Here is a 14318-nt window from a genome sequence, read left to right as displayed (position 1 = left end):
CGCGCAACGCGGTTGCGGCGCCGTCGTCAGATCAGCTCGAGCTTCGACGTCAGGTACGTGAGCTGAATCCGGTTGGCGACGCCGAAGCGCTTGCGCAGCTTGCGCAGGTGATAGTCGACGTTGTGCGCGCTGGTGTCGAGGCGCCGCCCGATCTCCTTGTCGGATGCGCCTTCCGCGATCCCGAGCAGCAGCTCCTGCTCGAACGGCGTAAGCCCGTTGATCGCGCGCTCGCGCGAGGTCGCGATCAACTGCGGCGACGCGAACTTGTGTACCGACAGCCCGATCGACAGCGCCTGCTCGATCGTCGCCGGCGTGATCCATTCGCGCGTGCGACGCGGTGCGGTGAAGCTCATGAACGCATGCAGCCGCGTGCCGGGCACCGCCATCGAATACATGATTCCGCTGCACATGCCGTCGTCCTGCATCGTCTGCAGGAATCCGTCGAGCGCGGCCGGCGTCACGTAGGCATCGTCGCGCTCGCGGTGTTCGCGGCGCAGTTGCTGCAGGTCCCACACGATCGGCATGTTGCACACGCGCGCGCCGAGCGTGCGCGGATCGATGTCGTGATGGCTGTGGCGCACGTAGTCGCCGCGGTAGGTGGCCGGCGTGAATGCCTCGTGCAGGTACAAACTTTCGACGCGCTCGCGAGAGAATTCAAGCGCGAAGTACGCGAACGTCGAGAAGCCCGTCAGATGCAGCAGGCTCGCGACGATCCGGTTGCGCTCGGCGGTGCTCTGCGCATGCGAAAGCGTGTCGGCGACGCCGAGCTTCGGCGCGTGCGGCTGCGCGATGTCGCCGCGCTTGACGTCGTCGCACCAGACGACCTGGACCGGGCGCGCGCTCGTCGCGTCGGGGCTGCCGGCCGTCCGCTGCGACGGGCGGGACAACGCGGTTGGGGCGACCGCTTCTTCATGCAATGCAATATCGGACATGAGCCATCCCTCGGAATCGACGCGCAGCGCAACGGCGGCCGTGTCGTGCACGGCGCCCGCAACGGTGCGATCGAGCATCCTTATCATATGCGCCGATCGTCATCCTGACGAAACGCGGGGGCATTGTACAAAAATGCCTGTGTGCGCGTAATATGCCGTAATACTAATCGCGGCGAAAGGTTCATGCTCGCGATCAAATAGAACAACGCAAAAATCAATAAAGAAAAGACCAGGTCGTGACGGGGCAAGTTCACATATTGGGAAAGGGTGGGCTGCTCATGACATATGCTGACGACGCACCACGCGTCGAATGGTTCTCGCACGCGGATATCGCGGCCACTGCTGCGTACCCGAAAGAAATACACGCGACCGATCGCGATATTTTTACCGGCATTCAATTCGCGCCCGGTAAATCCGACCTCGCTTCCGTCGATTTCGCACAATGCCACGCGCGATTGCGGCAAATCGGTTTCAGCACGCTCGGTTACGGCGCCTACGAGATGATCGGCCGGCGCATTCTGTGTGCGCATGTGCTGCGCGACCTCGCGCCTGCGACTTTCATGCAGCCGTATATCGAGGGAATGCTGTACGAAAGCGACCCGCGCTTTGCGCAGGTGCGGCAAAGCGGCTTTCCGGTCGCGTGGCGACTGGACGAAATCGAGGGCGTCGCGCACGGCAGCGGCGACCGCAAGGTGCTCGCGCTGGCTGGGCATTTGCGTGCGCACGCAATGAACAGCGGCGTGATTTTCAGCCTGTCGGCGCCGCGGCTCGACTTGCGCGTCGCGGTGAATGTGACGTCGGAAGCGCACGGCACCGACTGGATCGACGATCGGGTGATCGGCGGGGCGCTGTCGGTGAGCGTCGCCGTGCATCGCGTTGCGCTGCCGTTTCTCGAGGCTCGCATCGCGCGCATGCGCGGCTTCGTGCTCGGCGACGAGCAGCAGCAGGTGCTCGAGCGGCTCGTGCACGGGCTGTCCGACCAGGAGATCGCGAGCGCGCTGCGCACGTCGCTGCACAAGGTCGGGCACCATATCCGTTCACTCGAAAAACTCTTCAACGTCCGCAACCGTGCGCAGCTCGCGTATCTGGCCGCACGTCGTCTGGAGTCCTGATTCCGGCCCCCCGCGCGGCGGCCGCCGCGCGATGGAAGCGGTTCCGGACAACGGCGCAACGACACGCCGCCGGGTTTCGTAGTCCAGTCCGATCGTCATACGAAAACCGCCGCGGCGCTACGAGGTACGCCCGTTCTTGCGCGGTTTCGCGTCGCTACACTCGTCGCATTCAACGGTCCGCGCGACGCGGGGCATGACCGCCCGTGTCCGCCGGCGGCAACGACAGGACGACGGCACGATGGCTGAACCGAAGGCGCTTCCCCGCGACTGGCAGCGGATTTTTTCCGCGGGCCGGAGCGTGTCCGGGCGGCGTCTCGGGGCGTCGCCGCGTGCGGACCTGTTCCTTGCCGCGTTCATCGTGTCCGTGGTCGCGCTGTTCATCCTGCCGCTGCCGCAGGCCGCGCTCGACGGAATGATCTCGCTGAATCTCGCCGCAAGCGTCGTGCTGCTGACGGTGTCGACGTACGTGCCGTCGGCGGTCAGCTTCTCGTCGTTTCCGGCGCTGCTGCTGTTCACCACGCTGTTCCGGCTCGCGCTGAACATCGCGTCGTGCAAGCTGATTCTGCTGCATGCGAACGCGGGCCACGTGATCGACGCATTCGGCCGGCTGGTGGTCGGCAACAACGTCGTCGTGGGCGGCGTGGTGTTCCTGGTGATCGCCGTCGTGCAGTTCATCGTGATCGCGAAGGGGTCGGAGCGGGTCGCCGAAGTCGGCGCGCGCTTCTCGCTCGACGCGATGCCTGGCAAGCAGATGAGCATCGATGCGGACTTGCGCGCGGGGATCATCAGCGCCGACGAAGCGCGCGAGCGCCGCGAGAAGCTCGAGCAGGAATCGCAGATGCACGGCGCGATGGACGGCGCGATGAAGTTCGTGAAGGGCGACGCGATCGCCGGGCTCGTGATCGCGTTCATCAACATCGTCGCAGGGATTGCGGTCGGTACGCTGATGCACGGGATGGATATCGGCGACGCGCTGCAGCGCTACGCGATCCTGACGGTCGGCGACGGCATGGCGTCGCAGATTCCGTCGCTGCTCGTCTCGATCGCCGCCGGCATCGTGACGACGCGGGTCGCGACGCGCGACACGCGGCAGCGCCAGCTCGGCGAACAGCTGGGCGAGCAGCTCGGCGCGCATCCGCGCGCGCTGCTGATTGCGGCGCTGGTGCTGGCCGGCTTCCTCGTCGTGCCGGGTTTTCCGAAATGGTCGTTCGCGCTGATCGCGCTCGGGCTCGGCGCGTTCGCGTTCACGCAGCTCAAGCGCAAGACGACCGCGCCCACCTTCAACCTGATTCATATCGCAGGCCGCGTCGGCGCGACCGACGACGCGCAGCCCGCGAAGGTGTCGCATGCGGCGGGCGTCACGTCGCTGATTGCGGTATCGCTGTCGGAAGACCTGCGCACGACGCTGAACCTCGCGCAGCTGCAGAGCGCGCTGTCGAGCGCGAAGGCGCGCGTCGACGCGGATATCGGCACGGTGTTTCCGCGCATCACGCTGACCGACGACGACGGCGCGCCGGCCGGCACGTACCGCATCTATCTGCAGGACGTGCTCGCCGCGCACGGCGCGCTGAAGCCGGGCTGGCTGCTGTGGGACGGCGTCGCGCCGCTGCCGGAGCGCGCGGAGCGCCAGCCGGCCGAAGCGTTCGGCCCGTTCGCGACCGCGCTGTGGATCAAGCCCGACGGCCCGGCGCCCGAAGGCAAGTGGCTGACGAGCGAAGGCGCGCTCGCCGCGCATGTGGAGCAAATCGTGCGCCAGCACGCCGACGAGCTGATCGGCATCCAGGAGACGCAGGCGCTCGTGCACCTGGTGCGCCGCGAGCATCCTGAACTCGTCGGCGAGCTGACGCGGCTCGTGCCGCTGCAGCGCGTGACCGAGGTGCTGCGCAGGCTGCTCGCCGAGCAGGTGCCGATCCGCAACCTGCGCGTGATCTTCGAAAGCCTGATCACGTGGGCGCCGAACGAGCCGGACGACGTGATCGCGCTGGTCGAGCTGGTGCGCGTCGACCTGCGCCGGATGATCACCGACCGCCACGCGGGCGCGGCGCGGCAGCTGCGCGTCGTGCTGTTCGAACAGAACCTGCAGGAGCGGATCGAGAACGCGGTGATGCGCACGAAGCAGGGCAATTTCCTCGCGCTGTCGAGCGCGATCAAGCAGGACATCGGCGAACAGGTGCGCGCGATCGTGCAGGCCGCGACGGCCGCGCCCGCGGCGGGCGCCGGCGGCCACGGCCATCCGCAAGGCGCGCCGCGGCTCGCGGTGATGGTCGCGCTCGGCGCGCGCCGCTACGTGAAGACGATCCTGCAGCCGGTGCTGCCCGATCTCGCGGTGCTGTCGTACCAGGAAGTCGAGGAGGACGTGCAACTGCATACGGTCGGCTGGGTGAAGAACCCGCCGGACGACGGCACGCTCGGCGCGGGCGCCGGCGTGCGCACGCCGGGAGCCGTGCAATGACGAGCTCGACGATTCTCGACCTGACCCGCCAGGCGCTGATGCTCGTGCTGCTGCTGTCGCTGCCGATCGTGCTGATTGCGACCGTCACCGGCCTCGTCGTCGCGATTCTGCAGGCCGTCACGCAGGTACAGGACGCCAACATCGGCATTGCGGTGCGGCTGATCGCCGTGATGGTCTCGCTCGTGCTGCTGTCGGGCTGGCTTGGCAGCGAGGTGCTGCGCTTCGCGCAGCAGGCGCTGGAACGCATGTTCGTTTCTTCCACAGGAGTCCTTTGATGCGTCGACGCGTCGCCCCGATCCGGTTTCAACCGCGCCGCCTGCAGCGGGTCGCGCTCGCGATGTGTGCGACCGCGCTGCTCACGGCGTCGCTGTGCATGACGGCCGCGCAGCCGGCGCGCGCGGCCGACCTGCGCTGGCGCAACAAGCCGTTTACGATCGTCGCGAACGGCAAGAAGATCGGCGACTTCATTCGCGAGCTCGCGTCGTCGCAAGGCGTGACGGCCGTGGTCGACCCGAAGGTCGACGGCGTGATCAGCGGGCGCTTCTCGGGCACGCCGCAGCAGACGCTCGACACGATCTGCTCGACCTACGGGCTCACGTGGTACTACGACGGTTCGTTCCTGTACGTCGATCCGGCCGACCAGTCGCAGACGCAGATGATCCCGATTCCGCCGAACGCGGCGGGCGAGATCGGCCGCACGCTGCAGGCGATGCAGATTCCCGACAAGCGATACACACTCGTGATCAACGATCGCGCGAACGGCGTGTACGTGGCCGGCCCGCGCCGGTACGTCGAACTCGTGCGGCAGGCGGTCGGCTCGGTCGGCGATCCGTCGGCGAACGGCGCGCATGCGGACATCCGCGCGTTCCGGCTCAAGTACGGCTGGGCTTCCGACTTCACGATCAACCGCTCGGGCAAGGAAGTGACGGTGCCGGGCGTCGCGACGATCCTGCGCCGGCTGTTCGGCAAGGGCGGCGGCGCCGGCGAATTGCCGTCGAGCACGCCGCTCGGGCAGGCCGCGCGTCAGGTGAAGCTCGGTTCGGGCCTGACGATCGCGGTGCCGCGGCTCGATTTCCCCGACATGTCGGGCGGCCCGCGGCAGGGCGGCTATGGCGGCGCGGACGGCGGGGCCGGCGGCTTCTCGCCGTTCTCGAACGCAGGCGGCGGCGACACGCTGCCGCAGATCGTCGCCGATCCGGCGATCAACGCGGTGATCGTGCGCGACCTGCCCGAGAACATGTACCGGTACCAGTCTTTGATCAATCAGCTCGACGAGCGCCCGCGCATCGTCGAGATCAACGTGACGATCATCGACATCAACGAGGATTCGCTCGACAGCCTCGGGATCGACTGGCGGCTGCACACGACGCACGGCGACGTGCAGATCGGCAACGGCCAGAACCCGCTGAACGGCAACACGCAGTACAACGGTGCCGGCAACCCGCCGCTGACGTTCGGCATCGGCACGTCGGAAACGGGCCAGACCGGCAGCTTCATGCCGACCGGCATCGCGCTGACCGCGTCGATCGGCGGCTCGCTGCGCAACTACCTGCTTACGCGCGTGAATGCGCTCGCGCAGAAAGGACAGGCGCAGCTGCGCTCGAAGCCGAAGGTGCTCGCGCTCGACAACACCGAGGCGATTCTCGAGAACCTCACGCAGTTCTACGTGCAGGTGCCCGGCTACCAGGATTCGTCGCTGTACAGTGTGACGACCGGCACGAGCATCAAGGTGACGCCGATGATCGTCGACGAAGCGATCCGCAACGCGGCGGCCGTATCCGGCAATGCGCAGAGCGTGATGATGTCGATCGACATCCAGGACGGCAACATCGTGCCCGGGCAGGCCGTGTCGAATGTGCCGGTGATCCAGCAGCGCAACATCGTCACGAAGACGATGATCGACGAAGGCAAGAGCCTCCTGATCGCCGGCTTCAACGACGACGAGGTGCGGCTGAACAAGAGCGGCGTGCCGTGGCTGTCCGACATCCCGCTGATCGGCAACCTGTTCAAGTACACCGACAAATCGGGCAACCACATGGAGCGGTTCTATCTGCTGACGCCCCGCGTGGTGACGACGGCGTCGATGTACGCGCCGGACGGCTCGCCCGTGAATCCGGGCGTCGACGCGCCGGCCGATCCGAACGCGATGTCGATGTATCGTCCGCCGGACAACGACATCGCGGTGCCGCTGACGCCGAAGCCGTTGCCCGGCACGAAGTTCGGGCCGCCCGCGCTGCCGCCGCCGAACGACGCGGCGTCGCAGCCGGCGGCGACGACCGCAGGAGCGCCAACCCATGTCGACGACCATCATTGATCCGCACGGCGACGGCGCACTCACCGGCGGCGCGGCGAGCGCGGGCGGCGGGTCGGCCGCGCTCGCGTCGCCGTGGAATCTGTGCTTTCTCAGCGGTCCGATGTACGGCCGCACGATGTCGCTCGCGCGCGGCGCGAACTGGGTCGGCACTGCGGCCGATTGCGAAGTGATCCTGCCCGATCGCGAGATCGGCGCAAAGCAGGTATGCCTGCAGGTCGGCGCGCTCGCGGTGACGGTGCAGAACCACGGCGGCGACGGCAGTGCGCCGGTGCTGTTCAACGACGAACCGCTCGGCCTGGGCCGCCGCTCGATGACGCCGCAGGATGTCGTGACGGTCGGCTCGATCAAGCTCGGCATCGCGCGGCACGCGCAGGCGAGCGTCGCGGTGCCCGACGAAGCCGACGCGCCGGACGCCGCGCGCGAGGCTGCATGGCTCGGCTGGCTCACGGGCGGGCTGCGCAAGCTCGGCAGCCGGCGGCTGGTGATCGCGGTCGTCGCGCTGTGGATGGGCGTGCTGCTCGGCGCACTTGGGTACGGCTTCGTCGCGTGGTCGGGGCGGCTGCCGTGGCAGCACGAATCGGTGCTCGCGCGCACGCACCGGCTGCAGCAACTGCTGCATGCGTATCCGGAGCTCGCGGCCGCGCCGCGCGACGACGGCGTGATCGTGTCGGGCTACGTGAGCGACCCGGCCGCGCGCGAGCGCGTCGCGCAGATCGTCGCGGGCGTCGACAACGCGGCGCTCGGCAACGTGTACGTGGTCAGCGATCTGGTCGCGACCGCGCAGACCTATTTCAGCGACACGGCGCTGACGGTGACGTATCTCGGCCGCGGCCGGATCGAGCTGACGGGCGCTGCCGATCGCGCGCAGATCGAGCCGCGGATCCGCAACTACATGAAGGACGCGCGTCCCGCGCTCGAAGTGGTCGATCACGTGCGCGACGCCGATGCGGCTTCGCCGCGCACGGCCACGACGCTCGGCGGTGTCGCCGGAATTCCGGAGATCACGACCGTCTTCGCCGGCGACGGCGATCAGCGCTACATCGAGACGGTCGACGGCAGCCGCTACTTCGAAGGCGCGCGGCTGAAGGAAGGGCCGACCGTCGTGTCGATCGGCCCGGACGAGGTCGTGTTCGAGCGCAACGGCCAGCGCATCACGATGCCGCTCGGCGGCGCGTCCGCGCACGCACCGGAACAGGCGCCGGCGCCGCCCGTGGCGCCGCTCGCGAGCGGTGCTGCGGCAGGCGTCGCGCAGCCGGTGCCGGGGCCGACGCTGCTGCCCGCTGCGCCGGCGGCGTCGGCCGCCGTGGCGGCTCGCGCATCGAAGGAGGCCGCGCACTAGCGCGGCGACAGGATTTGCGCATCGCGCGTCGCGCGGTGCGCGCATTACGCGACACGCCGCATGCATGCGACGCGTCACGTCGCCGGCGGGGCATGGGGCCGCCGCCGGAAAGTGGATGACGTTCTTCACGCAAAAGGAGCGAAACATGGGTGCCTCAGCAGCCGGTAGCACGGGTGGTCCAAACGACACGACCCAGGTCCAGCAACAGGCGGACGACCTGACCAAGACGCAGCTCGAACTGACGAAGATCAACTTCCAGGTCCAGCAGTCGACCGCGACGTTCGAAACCAGCAACGCAGTGACCGCGCAGGAGGGGACGGCGAATGCCCAGGTTGCGCAACACCTGAGTTCCGCCGGCCGCGCATGACGCCGGTCGCCGGCCGCGCCGCGCGCCGCCGCAGGCCCGGGCCGCCCGTAACGGGCGCCCGGCCGGGCGCGGGCGCGTGTCGGCCGGCTCGTTTCCGGCTCTGCCGGTCAAGGAGGACACGATCATGTCGGTAACAGGCGTAGGCGCGGCGCCGCCGGGCGCGGCCGCGCTCGCGGGCGCCGCGCAGCAGGCGGGCACGGCGTCCGATCCGGCGCAGGTGCGCCAGTTCGATGCGCTGATGCAGCCGGGCGCGTCGCCGGCGGCGACGTCGCCGTCGGCGTCCGGTGTTGCGATGTCGCGTGCGGCGGCCGATGCGGCGCCGGCGGTGCAGATGACGCCCGCGCAGGCCAACCAGTCGTCGCTCGTCGAGCGGTTGCGCACGTACGGCAACGATCTCGACACGCGATACGCGAACATCGACAAGCATCGCACCGAGATGCTGACGTCGATGGCGGACAACCGCAGCGATCCGCTGATGACGATGGTGCAGGCGATGGACTTCCAGTGGACGGCGACCACCACGATTTCCGAATACCAGTTGAGCCTGTCGGTCGCGCAGGCGGCGAACGGCTTCACGCACACCGTGCTGAAGACGCAGGAGTGACGAAAGCCGGTGCGTGTGCCGCTATCGGCCGCGCACCCTGAAGCGGACAAACGATGACGACGATCGATTCGACGCCGCGCATGCATGCGTGGCGCAGCCGGGCCGCGCGTGCGCTGCTCGCGGGGCTGCTCGCGCTGCTGGCCGGCTGCCAGAAGGAGCTTTACTCCGGCCTGTCCGAGCGCGACGCGAACCAGATGATCGCCGTGCTCGGCGATGCGGGCATCAGCGCGTCGAAGGACAACGACGCGCGCGACACGTCGGATCGCAACGCGTGGCAAGTGAGCGTCGCGGACGGCGACATGCAGTCGGCGCTGACCGTGCTGCACGCGAACGGGCTGCCGAAGCCGAGCTATGCGAGCCTCGGCGAGCTGTTCCAGAAGCAGGGGCTCGTGTCGACGCCGGCCGAGGAGCGCGTGCGCTACCTGTACGGCGTATCGCAGGACCTGTCGCGCACGCTGCAGGACATCGAGGGCGTGGTGGTCGCGCGCGTGCAGGTCGTGATTCCGGAGAACGATCCGCTCGCGGACAAGATCAAGCCGTCGTCGGCGGCCGTGTACATCCGCTACCGGCCGGGTGTGGACCTGCGGGCGATGGCGCCGATGGTCAAGGATCTCGTCGCGCACAGCATCGAAGGGCTGCAGTACGACAACGTGTCGCTGTTCCTGCAGCCGGCCGCCGCGAGCACGACGCGCGTCGACGGGATCGGCAGCGCGGTGTCGGACATGGTGCGGCTGCGCTCGCCGCTCGGCTGGCTGGTGTTTGCGCTGATCCTGCTCACCTGCGCGGTAATCGCGCTGTCGGCCGCGCGGCGCGGCATGTTCGGCGCGCGGCTGGCCGGCCTGGTCAGGGCCGCGCCGCGCGGCGGCAACGGCGCCGGCGGCCCCGCCGCGCAGTCGGGCGGCAGCAGCCTGCGCACGCCGGACGGCGCGCGCGACGGCGCATGAACGATGCCTCCACGCCGCCGCCGGGCGCCGCACCCGACGCGGCGCCGCTGCCGTGGCTGCAACCGGTCGCAGCGCCGCCTGCCGCGCGGCGCGCAGCGTTTCACGCGCTCGTGTGCGAATTCAACTTGCGGCCCGACCGCTATCTGCACGTGACACGCGTGCCCGCCGAATGGCCCGCGCGTTACCGCTCGCCCGACGCGTTCGGCCCGGCCGGACGCAAGCTGCTCGCGCGCCATCTGCTCGACGTGAACGGTGTGGCCGACCATCACGACTTCGACGTCGCGAATCCGTGCGCGCGGCTCGCGTTGTTGCCGGGCGCGGCGCTCGAGCAGCTCGCGTCGTATGCCGGGCTGCTGCTGCATCGCGGCTGGCTGCGCGATGCGCTCGGCGCGCGGCGCATTCGCGCAGAAGTCGCGGCGAAGCTCGGCGGCGACGCGCTGGAGCTTGCGCTCGAGCGCGCGCCCGAATTCGGCGCGCTTGCCGACACGCTCGAACCGTGGCGAGCCGACCCGGCCGCGCTGCCGGTCGTGATCCGCGCGCGCGGCGGACGGCTGCTGGCGGATTTCATCGGCGTGGCGGGCGACGCGGTCGCGCGGCGCGTGCGCCTGAAATTCAACCGCGCGATCGACGACGAAGCGCCGTACTGGCTGAATCGCGCGCAGCGCGACCAGTTCGGCGAATTGCTGTTCCTGTTTCTGATTCCCGAGAGGCTCGCATCATGGGACTGGCTTTTCTGATCACGAGCGACAACCTGCAGCTGCTGTCGGAGCGCAAGGTGCTCAAGGAGCGCGAATACGCGGCGCTGCTCGATGCGTCGGCGGTGATCGCAACCGCGCGCGACGAGGCCGCGCGCATCGTCGCCGACGCGCAACGCGAATTCGACAAGCGGCAGGCGGCCGGCTATGACGAAGGGATGCGCCGCGCGCAGCGCGAGCATGCTGCGCAGGCCTATACACAGGCGCTCGCCGCCGCGCGCACGATGGAGTCGATGAAGGACGCGATGGCCGACATCGTCGTGAAGGCCGTGCGTGCGATCGTCGGCGACATGAGCGCGCAGAAGCTGTACGAGGCCGCGCTTGCGCGGATCGCGCCGCTCGTGCGCGACGAAGCGTTTCTGATCGTGCGCGTCGCACCCGGCCGCGAGGACGAAATGCGCGACGCGCTCGAACGCGCGTTCGCCGGGCAGTCGAACCGGCAACGCATCCGCATCGTCGAAGATGCGCAGCTCGAGCATCACGCGTGCACGGTCGAGACGCCGTCCGGGCGCATCGACGCGAGCCTCGACCTGCAGATCGACGCGCTGCGCCACGCGATTCGCCGCGACGCGCTGAAGGGCACGACGCGATGAACGCGCCGCTCGACGATCCGCAGCCGATCGGCGGCGAACGCGACGACGATGCCGCGCAGTTCGATCGCGGCCGGCTCGTCGGCGATCTCGATGCGGGGCTTGCGTTCTTTTCGCCGGTGTCGGTGCAGGGCCGCGTCAATCACGCGGTCGGCCAGATATTGAACGCGACCGGCATTCGCGCGCGGCTCGGCGAGATCTGCGAGCTGCGTACGCCGAACCAGCCGACGCTGCTTGCCGAAGTGGTCGGCTTCTCGCGGCAGACCACGTTGCTGACGCCGCTCGGCGACGTTGCGGGCCTGTCGCCGGAGACGAGCGTCGTGCCGTCCGGACGCGAGCATGTGTTTCCGGTCGGCGATGCGCTGTTCGGCCGGGTGCTCGACGGCCTCGGCCGGCCGCTCGACGATCGCGGGCCCGTGACCGGCGCCGCGTGGGTGTCGACGCAGCAGGACCCACCGAATCCGCTCGCGCGCAAGATGATCGACACGCCGTTCCCGACCGGTGTGCGCGTGATCGACGGCCTGATGACGCTGGGCGTCGGACAGCGCGTGGGCATCTTCGCGCCGTCCGGCGTCGGCAAGAGCACGCTGCTCGGGATGATCGCGCGCGGCGCGCAGGCCGACGTGAACGTGATCGCGCTGGTCGGCGAGCGCGGCCGCGAAGTGCGCGAGTTCATCGAGCACAGCCTGTCGCCCGACGTGCGCGCGCGGTCGATCGTCGTCGTGTCGACGTCCGACCGCCCGGCGATGGAGCGCGTGAAGTCCGCGCTCGTGGCCACCGCGATCGCCGAGCATTTCCGCGATGCAGGCAAGCGCGTGCTGCTGCTGGTCGACTCGCTGACGCGCTTTGCGCGCGCGCAGCGCGAAGTCGGTCTGGCGAGCGGCGAGCCGCCGACGCGACGCAGCTTTCCGCCGTCGACGTTCGCGGTGCTGCCGCGTCTGCTCGAACGCGCGGGGCAGGGCGCGACCGGTTCGATCACCGCGCTGTACACGGTTCTCGTCGAAGGCGATGAGGAATCCGATCCGATCGCCGAGGAGGTGCGCTCGATACTCGACGGACATATCGTGCTGTCGCGCAAGATCGCGCTCGCGAACCGTTATCCGGCGATCGACGTGCTCGCGAGCCTGTCGCGCGTGATGCCGCTTGTCGCGAGCCGCGCGCACCAGCAGTCGGCCGCGCGCGTGCGCGAGCTGATCGCGAAATACCAGGAGATCGAGCTGCTCGTGCAGATCGGCGAGTATCGCGAAGGCAGCGACCGGCTCGGCGATCTCGCGCTGCGCGCGCGCGATGCGATCGGCGCGTTCTGCGCGCAGGGGGCTCGCGAGGACGTGCGCTTCGACGCGCTGCTCGCGAAACTGACGAAACTCGCGAACGATCATGTCTGAAGCCGACGACCGCCTGGTGCTCGCGACCCTCGCACGCCTGAAGCGCGTGCGCGAGATGCGCAGCCAGATCGCGCGCGTCGCCGCCGCGCGCCAGCAGGGCATCGCCGCGCAGAGCCGCCGCGCGCTCGACGCCGCGCACGCGCAGCTCGCGCAGCAGGTTGCCGCGAAGGCCGCCATCCAGACGCGGCTCGCCGGCGACGTGCGCGAGGCGCGCGCGCTGCAGAACGCGGCGGCCGATACGCGTACGTTCGATCGCCATATCGGTGTCGCGAACGCGTCGGTCAGCGAGGCCGCGCACGTGCATCGCGATCACGAAGCGACGCTGGCCGGCTTGCAGCGCGCCGCGCGCAAGGCGAAGGCCGCCGAGGACAAGCTCGACAAGGCGGGCGAGAAAGCGTTGCACGCGCGTGCCGCGCGGGTCGAGCGCGACGCCGATGAAGTCGCGGACGCGCATGCGGTGCGGCGTTTCGCGACGGCCGGTGTGTGGGCGGGCGATGCGGACGGCGCGTCGTCGTCCGCCGGCCTGGCCGCCGCATTCGATGCGGAGATGTCGGGAAATGCGGTAGAGGCGGGCGCGCCACATGAGGCGTCAGCGACGGACTCGAACGCGCAGGCCGCAGCAACCGCGCCTACGGCCGAGGCCGCTGCGATCTCGGCAAGCGCGCCTGCGGACGATACAGCTGCCGCTGCCGCACCCGCTGCCGCGGAGCGCCGATGCTAGACCACGCGGCGAACTTCAACGACATCGCCGGCACGCTGCGACCGTTGCTCTACGTGATGCCGCGCCTGCTGCCGATCATGTTCGTGGTGCCGGTGTTCAACGAGCAGATCATCACCGGCCTCGTGCGCAACGGCATCGCGGTCGTCATCGCCGCGTTCGTCGCGCCGGTAATCGACCCCGCCCAGGTCGCCGCGCTGCCGTTCCTGATGTGGTGCCTGCTGGTCGCGAAGGAGGCGGTGGTCGGCATGCTGCTCGCCGGCGCGTTCAGCGCGGTGCTGTTCGCGATCCAGGGCGTCGGCTATCTGATCGATTTCCAGACCGGCAGCGGCAGCGCCGCGTTCTTCGATCCGATGGGCGGGCACGAGGGCGGACCGACGTCGGGCTTCCTCAATTTCGTCGCGATCGCACTGTTCGTCACTGCGGGCGGCCTGCAGGCGCTCGTGCAACTGTTCGCGCAGTCGTATGCGTGGTGGCCGATCGGCTCGCTCGGGCCGGATTTCTCGTCGATGCTGCAAACCTTCGTCGTGCGACAGACCGACACGATCTTCGACTGGATGGTGAAGCTCGCCGCGCCCGTGGTCATCGTGCTGGTGCTGGTCGAACTCGGCATCGGCCTGGTCGGGCGCGCGGTGCCGCAACTGAACATCTTCGTGTTCTCGCAGCCGCTGAAGAGCGCGCTCGCGGTGCTGATGATGGTGCTGTTTCTGCCGGTCGTCTATGCGTCGCTGCATGCGTTGCTGAGTCCCGACAGCGGGCTGATGGCGCTGCTGCGTGCGCTGTTCGCCGCGCATGGCGGCCCCTGA

General features: G+C 69.1%; 14 protein-coding genes. 13 read left to right on the top strand and 1 reads right to left on the bottom strand.

The features are described 5' to 3' along the window. Nucleotides 1-26 precede the first annotated feature (26 nt). The gene (locus tag WK25_RS26605) at nucleotides 27-932 is read right to left on the bottom strand and encodes a helix-turn-helix transcriptional regulator (RefSeq protein WP_040141238.1); all 906 of its coding nucleotides are present in this window, start codon (nucleotides 930-932) and stop codon (nucleotides 27-29) included. Nucleotides 933-1210: 278 nt separating this feature from the next. On the opposite strand from WK25_RS26605, the gene WK25_RS26600 reads away from it, so the two are divergent. From WK25_RS26600 to sctT, 13 genes are all read left to right on the top strand, one after another. Next, complete coding sequence (locus WK25_RS26600; protein WP_069243194.1) at nucleotides 1211-2044, top strand: helix-turn-helix transcriptional regulator; 834 nt, start codon at nucleotides 1211-1213, stop codon at nucleotides 2042-2044. A 238-nt stretch (nucleotides 2045-2282) separates the two neighbouring features. Further along, nucleotides 2283-4496, top strand: a complete 2214-nt coding sequence (sctV, locus tag WK25_RS26595) for a type III secretion system export apparatus subunit SctV (RefSeq protein WP_059544565.1) — start codon at nucleotides 2283-2285, stop codon at nucleotides 4494-4496. Continuing rightward, the gene (gene sctS, locus WK25_RS26590) at nucleotides 4493-4771 is read left to right on the top strand and encodes a type III secretion system export apparatus subunit SctS (protein WP_040140459.1); all 279 of its coding nucleotides are present in this window, start codon (nucleotides 4493-4495) and stop codon (nucleotides 4769-4771) included. Before sctV ends, sctS begins: the two co-directional genes overlap by 4 nt. Beyond that, the gene (sctC, locus tag WK25_RS26585; protein WP_069243193.1) at nucleotides 4771-6810 is read left to right on the top strand and encodes a type III secretion system outer membrane ring subunit SctC; all 2040 of its coding nucleotides are present in this window, start codon (nucleotides 4771-4773) and stop codon (nucleotides 6808-6810) included. The genes sctS and sctC overlap by 1 nt, the downstream gene beginning before the upstream one ends. Continuing rightward, a complete protein-coding gene (sctD, locus tag WK25_RS26580; RefSeq protein WP_069243192.1) occupies nucleotides 6791-8149 on the top strand; it encodes a type III secretion system inner membrane ring subunit SctD in 1359 nt (452 codons plus the stop codon). Before sctC ends, sctD begins: the two co-directional genes overlap by 20 nt. A gap of 145 nt (nucleotides 8150-8294) precedes the next feature. Further along, nucleotides 8295-8516: a hypothetical protein gene (locus WK25_RS26575; RefSeq protein ID WP_040141234.1), complete on the top strand. Its 222-nt coding sequence runs from the start codon at nucleotides 8295-8297 to the stop codon at nucleotides 8514-8516. Between the two features lie 124 nt (nucleotides 8517-8640). Beyond that, nucleotides 8641-9120, top strand: a complete 480-nt coding sequence (locus tag WK25_RS26570; protein WP_040141231.1) for a hypothetical protein — start codon at nucleotides 8641-8643, stop codon at nucleotides 9118-9120. 53 nt (nucleotides 9121-9173) lie between these two features. Next, nucleotides 9174-10064 carry a type III secretion system inner membrane ring lipoprotein SctJ gene (sctJ, locus tag WK25_RS26565; RefSeq protein WP_069243191.1) on the top strand — a complete coding sequence of 297 codons (891 nt, stop codon included), beginning with the start codon at nucleotides 9174-9176 and terminating at the stop codon, nucleotides 10062-10064. After that, nucleotides 10061-10801: a SctK family type III secretion system sorting platform protein gene (locus WK25_RS26560; RefSeq protein ID WP_059544362.1), complete on the top strand. Its 741-nt coding sequence runs from the start codon at nucleotides 10061-10063 to the stop codon at nucleotides 10799-10801. Before sctJ ends, WK25_RS26560 begins: the two co-directional genes overlap by 4 nt. Continuing rightward, the gene (sctL, locus tag WK25_RS26555; RefSeq protein ID WP_040140449.1) at nucleotides 10783-11412 is read left to right on the top strand and encodes a type III secretion system stator protein SctL; all 630 of its coding nucleotides are present in this window, start codon (nucleotides 10783-10785) and stop codon (nucleotides 11410-11412) included. The genes WK25_RS26560 and sctL overlap by 19 nt, the downstream gene beginning before the upstream one ends. Beyond that, the gene (gene sctN / locus WK25_RS26550; protein WP_040140447.1) at nucleotides 11409-12794 is read left to right on the top strand and encodes a type III secretion system ATPase SctN; all 1386 of its coding nucleotides are present in this window, start codon (nucleotides 11409-11411) and stop codon (nucleotides 12792-12794) included. The genes sctL and sctN overlap by 4 nt, the downstream gene beginning before the upstream one ends. Next, nucleotides 12787-13515 carry a hypothetical protein gene (locus WK25_RS26545; protein ID WP_069243190.1) on the top strand — a complete coding sequence of 243 codons (729 nt, stop codon included), beginning with the start codon at nucleotides 12787-12789 and terminating at the stop codon, nucleotides 13513-13515. Before sctN ends, WK25_RS26545 begins: the two co-directional genes overlap by 8 nt. Continuing rightward, a complete protein-coding gene (gene sctT / locus WK25_RS26540; protein ID WP_040140443.1) occupies nucleotides 13509-14318 on the top strand; it encodes a type III secretion system export apparatus subunit SctT in 810 nt (269 codons plus the stop codon). The genes WK25_RS26545 and sctT overlap by 7 nt, the downstream gene beginning before the upstream one ends.

This window comes from Burkholderia latens (assembly GCF_001718795.1).
Classification (GTDB): Bacteria; Pseudomonadota; Gammaproteobacteria; order Burkholderiales; family Burkholderiaceae; genus Burkholderia; species Burkholderia latens_A.
The sequence above is the reverse complement of the archived record's forward strand: the minus strand, read 5'-3'. Positions and strand labels throughout refer to the sequence as shown.

What these genes read in the sequence shown, in the direction of transcription:
- WK25_RS26605 (WP_040141238.1), bottom strand. Translation starts at nt 932, where the DNA reads ATGTCCGATATTGCATTGCATGAAGAAGCGGTCGCCCCAACCGCGTTG.
- WK25_RS26600 (WP_069243194.1), top strand. Translation starts at nt 1,211, where the DNA reads ATGACATATGCTGACGACGCACCACGCGTCGAATGGTTCTCGCACGCG.
- sctV (WP_059544565.1), top strand. Translation starts at nt 2,283, where the DNA reads ATGGCTGAACCGAAGGCGCTTCCCCGCGACTGGCAGCGGATTTTTTCC.
- sctS (WP_040140459.1), top strand. Translation starts at nt 4,493, where the DNA reads ATGACGAGCTCGACGATTCTCGACCTGACCCGCCAGGCGCTGATGCTC.
- sctC (WP_069243193.1), top strand. Translation starts at nt 4,771, where the DNA reads ATGCGTCGACGCGTCGCCCCGATCCGGTTTCAACCGCGCCGCCTGCAG.
- sctD (WP_069243192.1), top strand. Translation starts at nt 6,791, where the DNA reads ATGTCGACGACCATCATTGATCCGCACGGCGACGGCGCACTCACCGGC.
- WK25_RS26575 (WP_040141234.1), top strand. Translation starts at nt 8,295, where the DNA reads ATGGGTGCCTCAGCAGCCGGTAGCACGGGTGGTCCAAACGACACGACC.
- WK25_RS26570 (WP_040141231.1), top strand. Translation starts at nt 8,641, where the DNA reads ATGTCGGTAACAGGCGTAGGCGCGGCGCCGCCGGGCGCGGCCGCGCTC.
- sctJ (WP_069243191.1), top strand. Translation starts at nt 9,174, where the DNA reads ATGACGACGATCGATTCGACGCCGCGCATGCATGCGTGGCGCAGCCGG.
- WK25_RS26560 (WP_059544362.1), top strand. Translation starts at nt 10,061, where the DNA reads ATGAACGATGCCTCCACGCCGCCGCCGGGCGCCGCACCCGACGCGGCG.
- sctL (WP_040140449.1), top strand. Translation starts at nt 10,783, where the DNA reads ATGGGACTGGCTTTTCTGATCACGAGCGACAACCTGCAGCTGCTGTCG.
- sctN (WP_040140447.1), top strand. Translation starts at nt 11,409, where the DNA reads ATGAACGCGCCGCTCGACGATCCGCAGCCGATCGGCGGCGAACGCGAC.
- WK25_RS26545 (WP_069243190.1), top strand. Translation starts at nt 12,787, where the DNA reads ATGTCTGAAGCCGACGACCGCCTGGTGCTCGCGACCCTCGCACGCCTG.
- sctT (WP_040140443.1), top strand. Translation starts at nt 13,509, where the DNA reads ATGCTAGACCACGCGGCGAACTTCAACGACATCGCCGGCACGCTGCGA.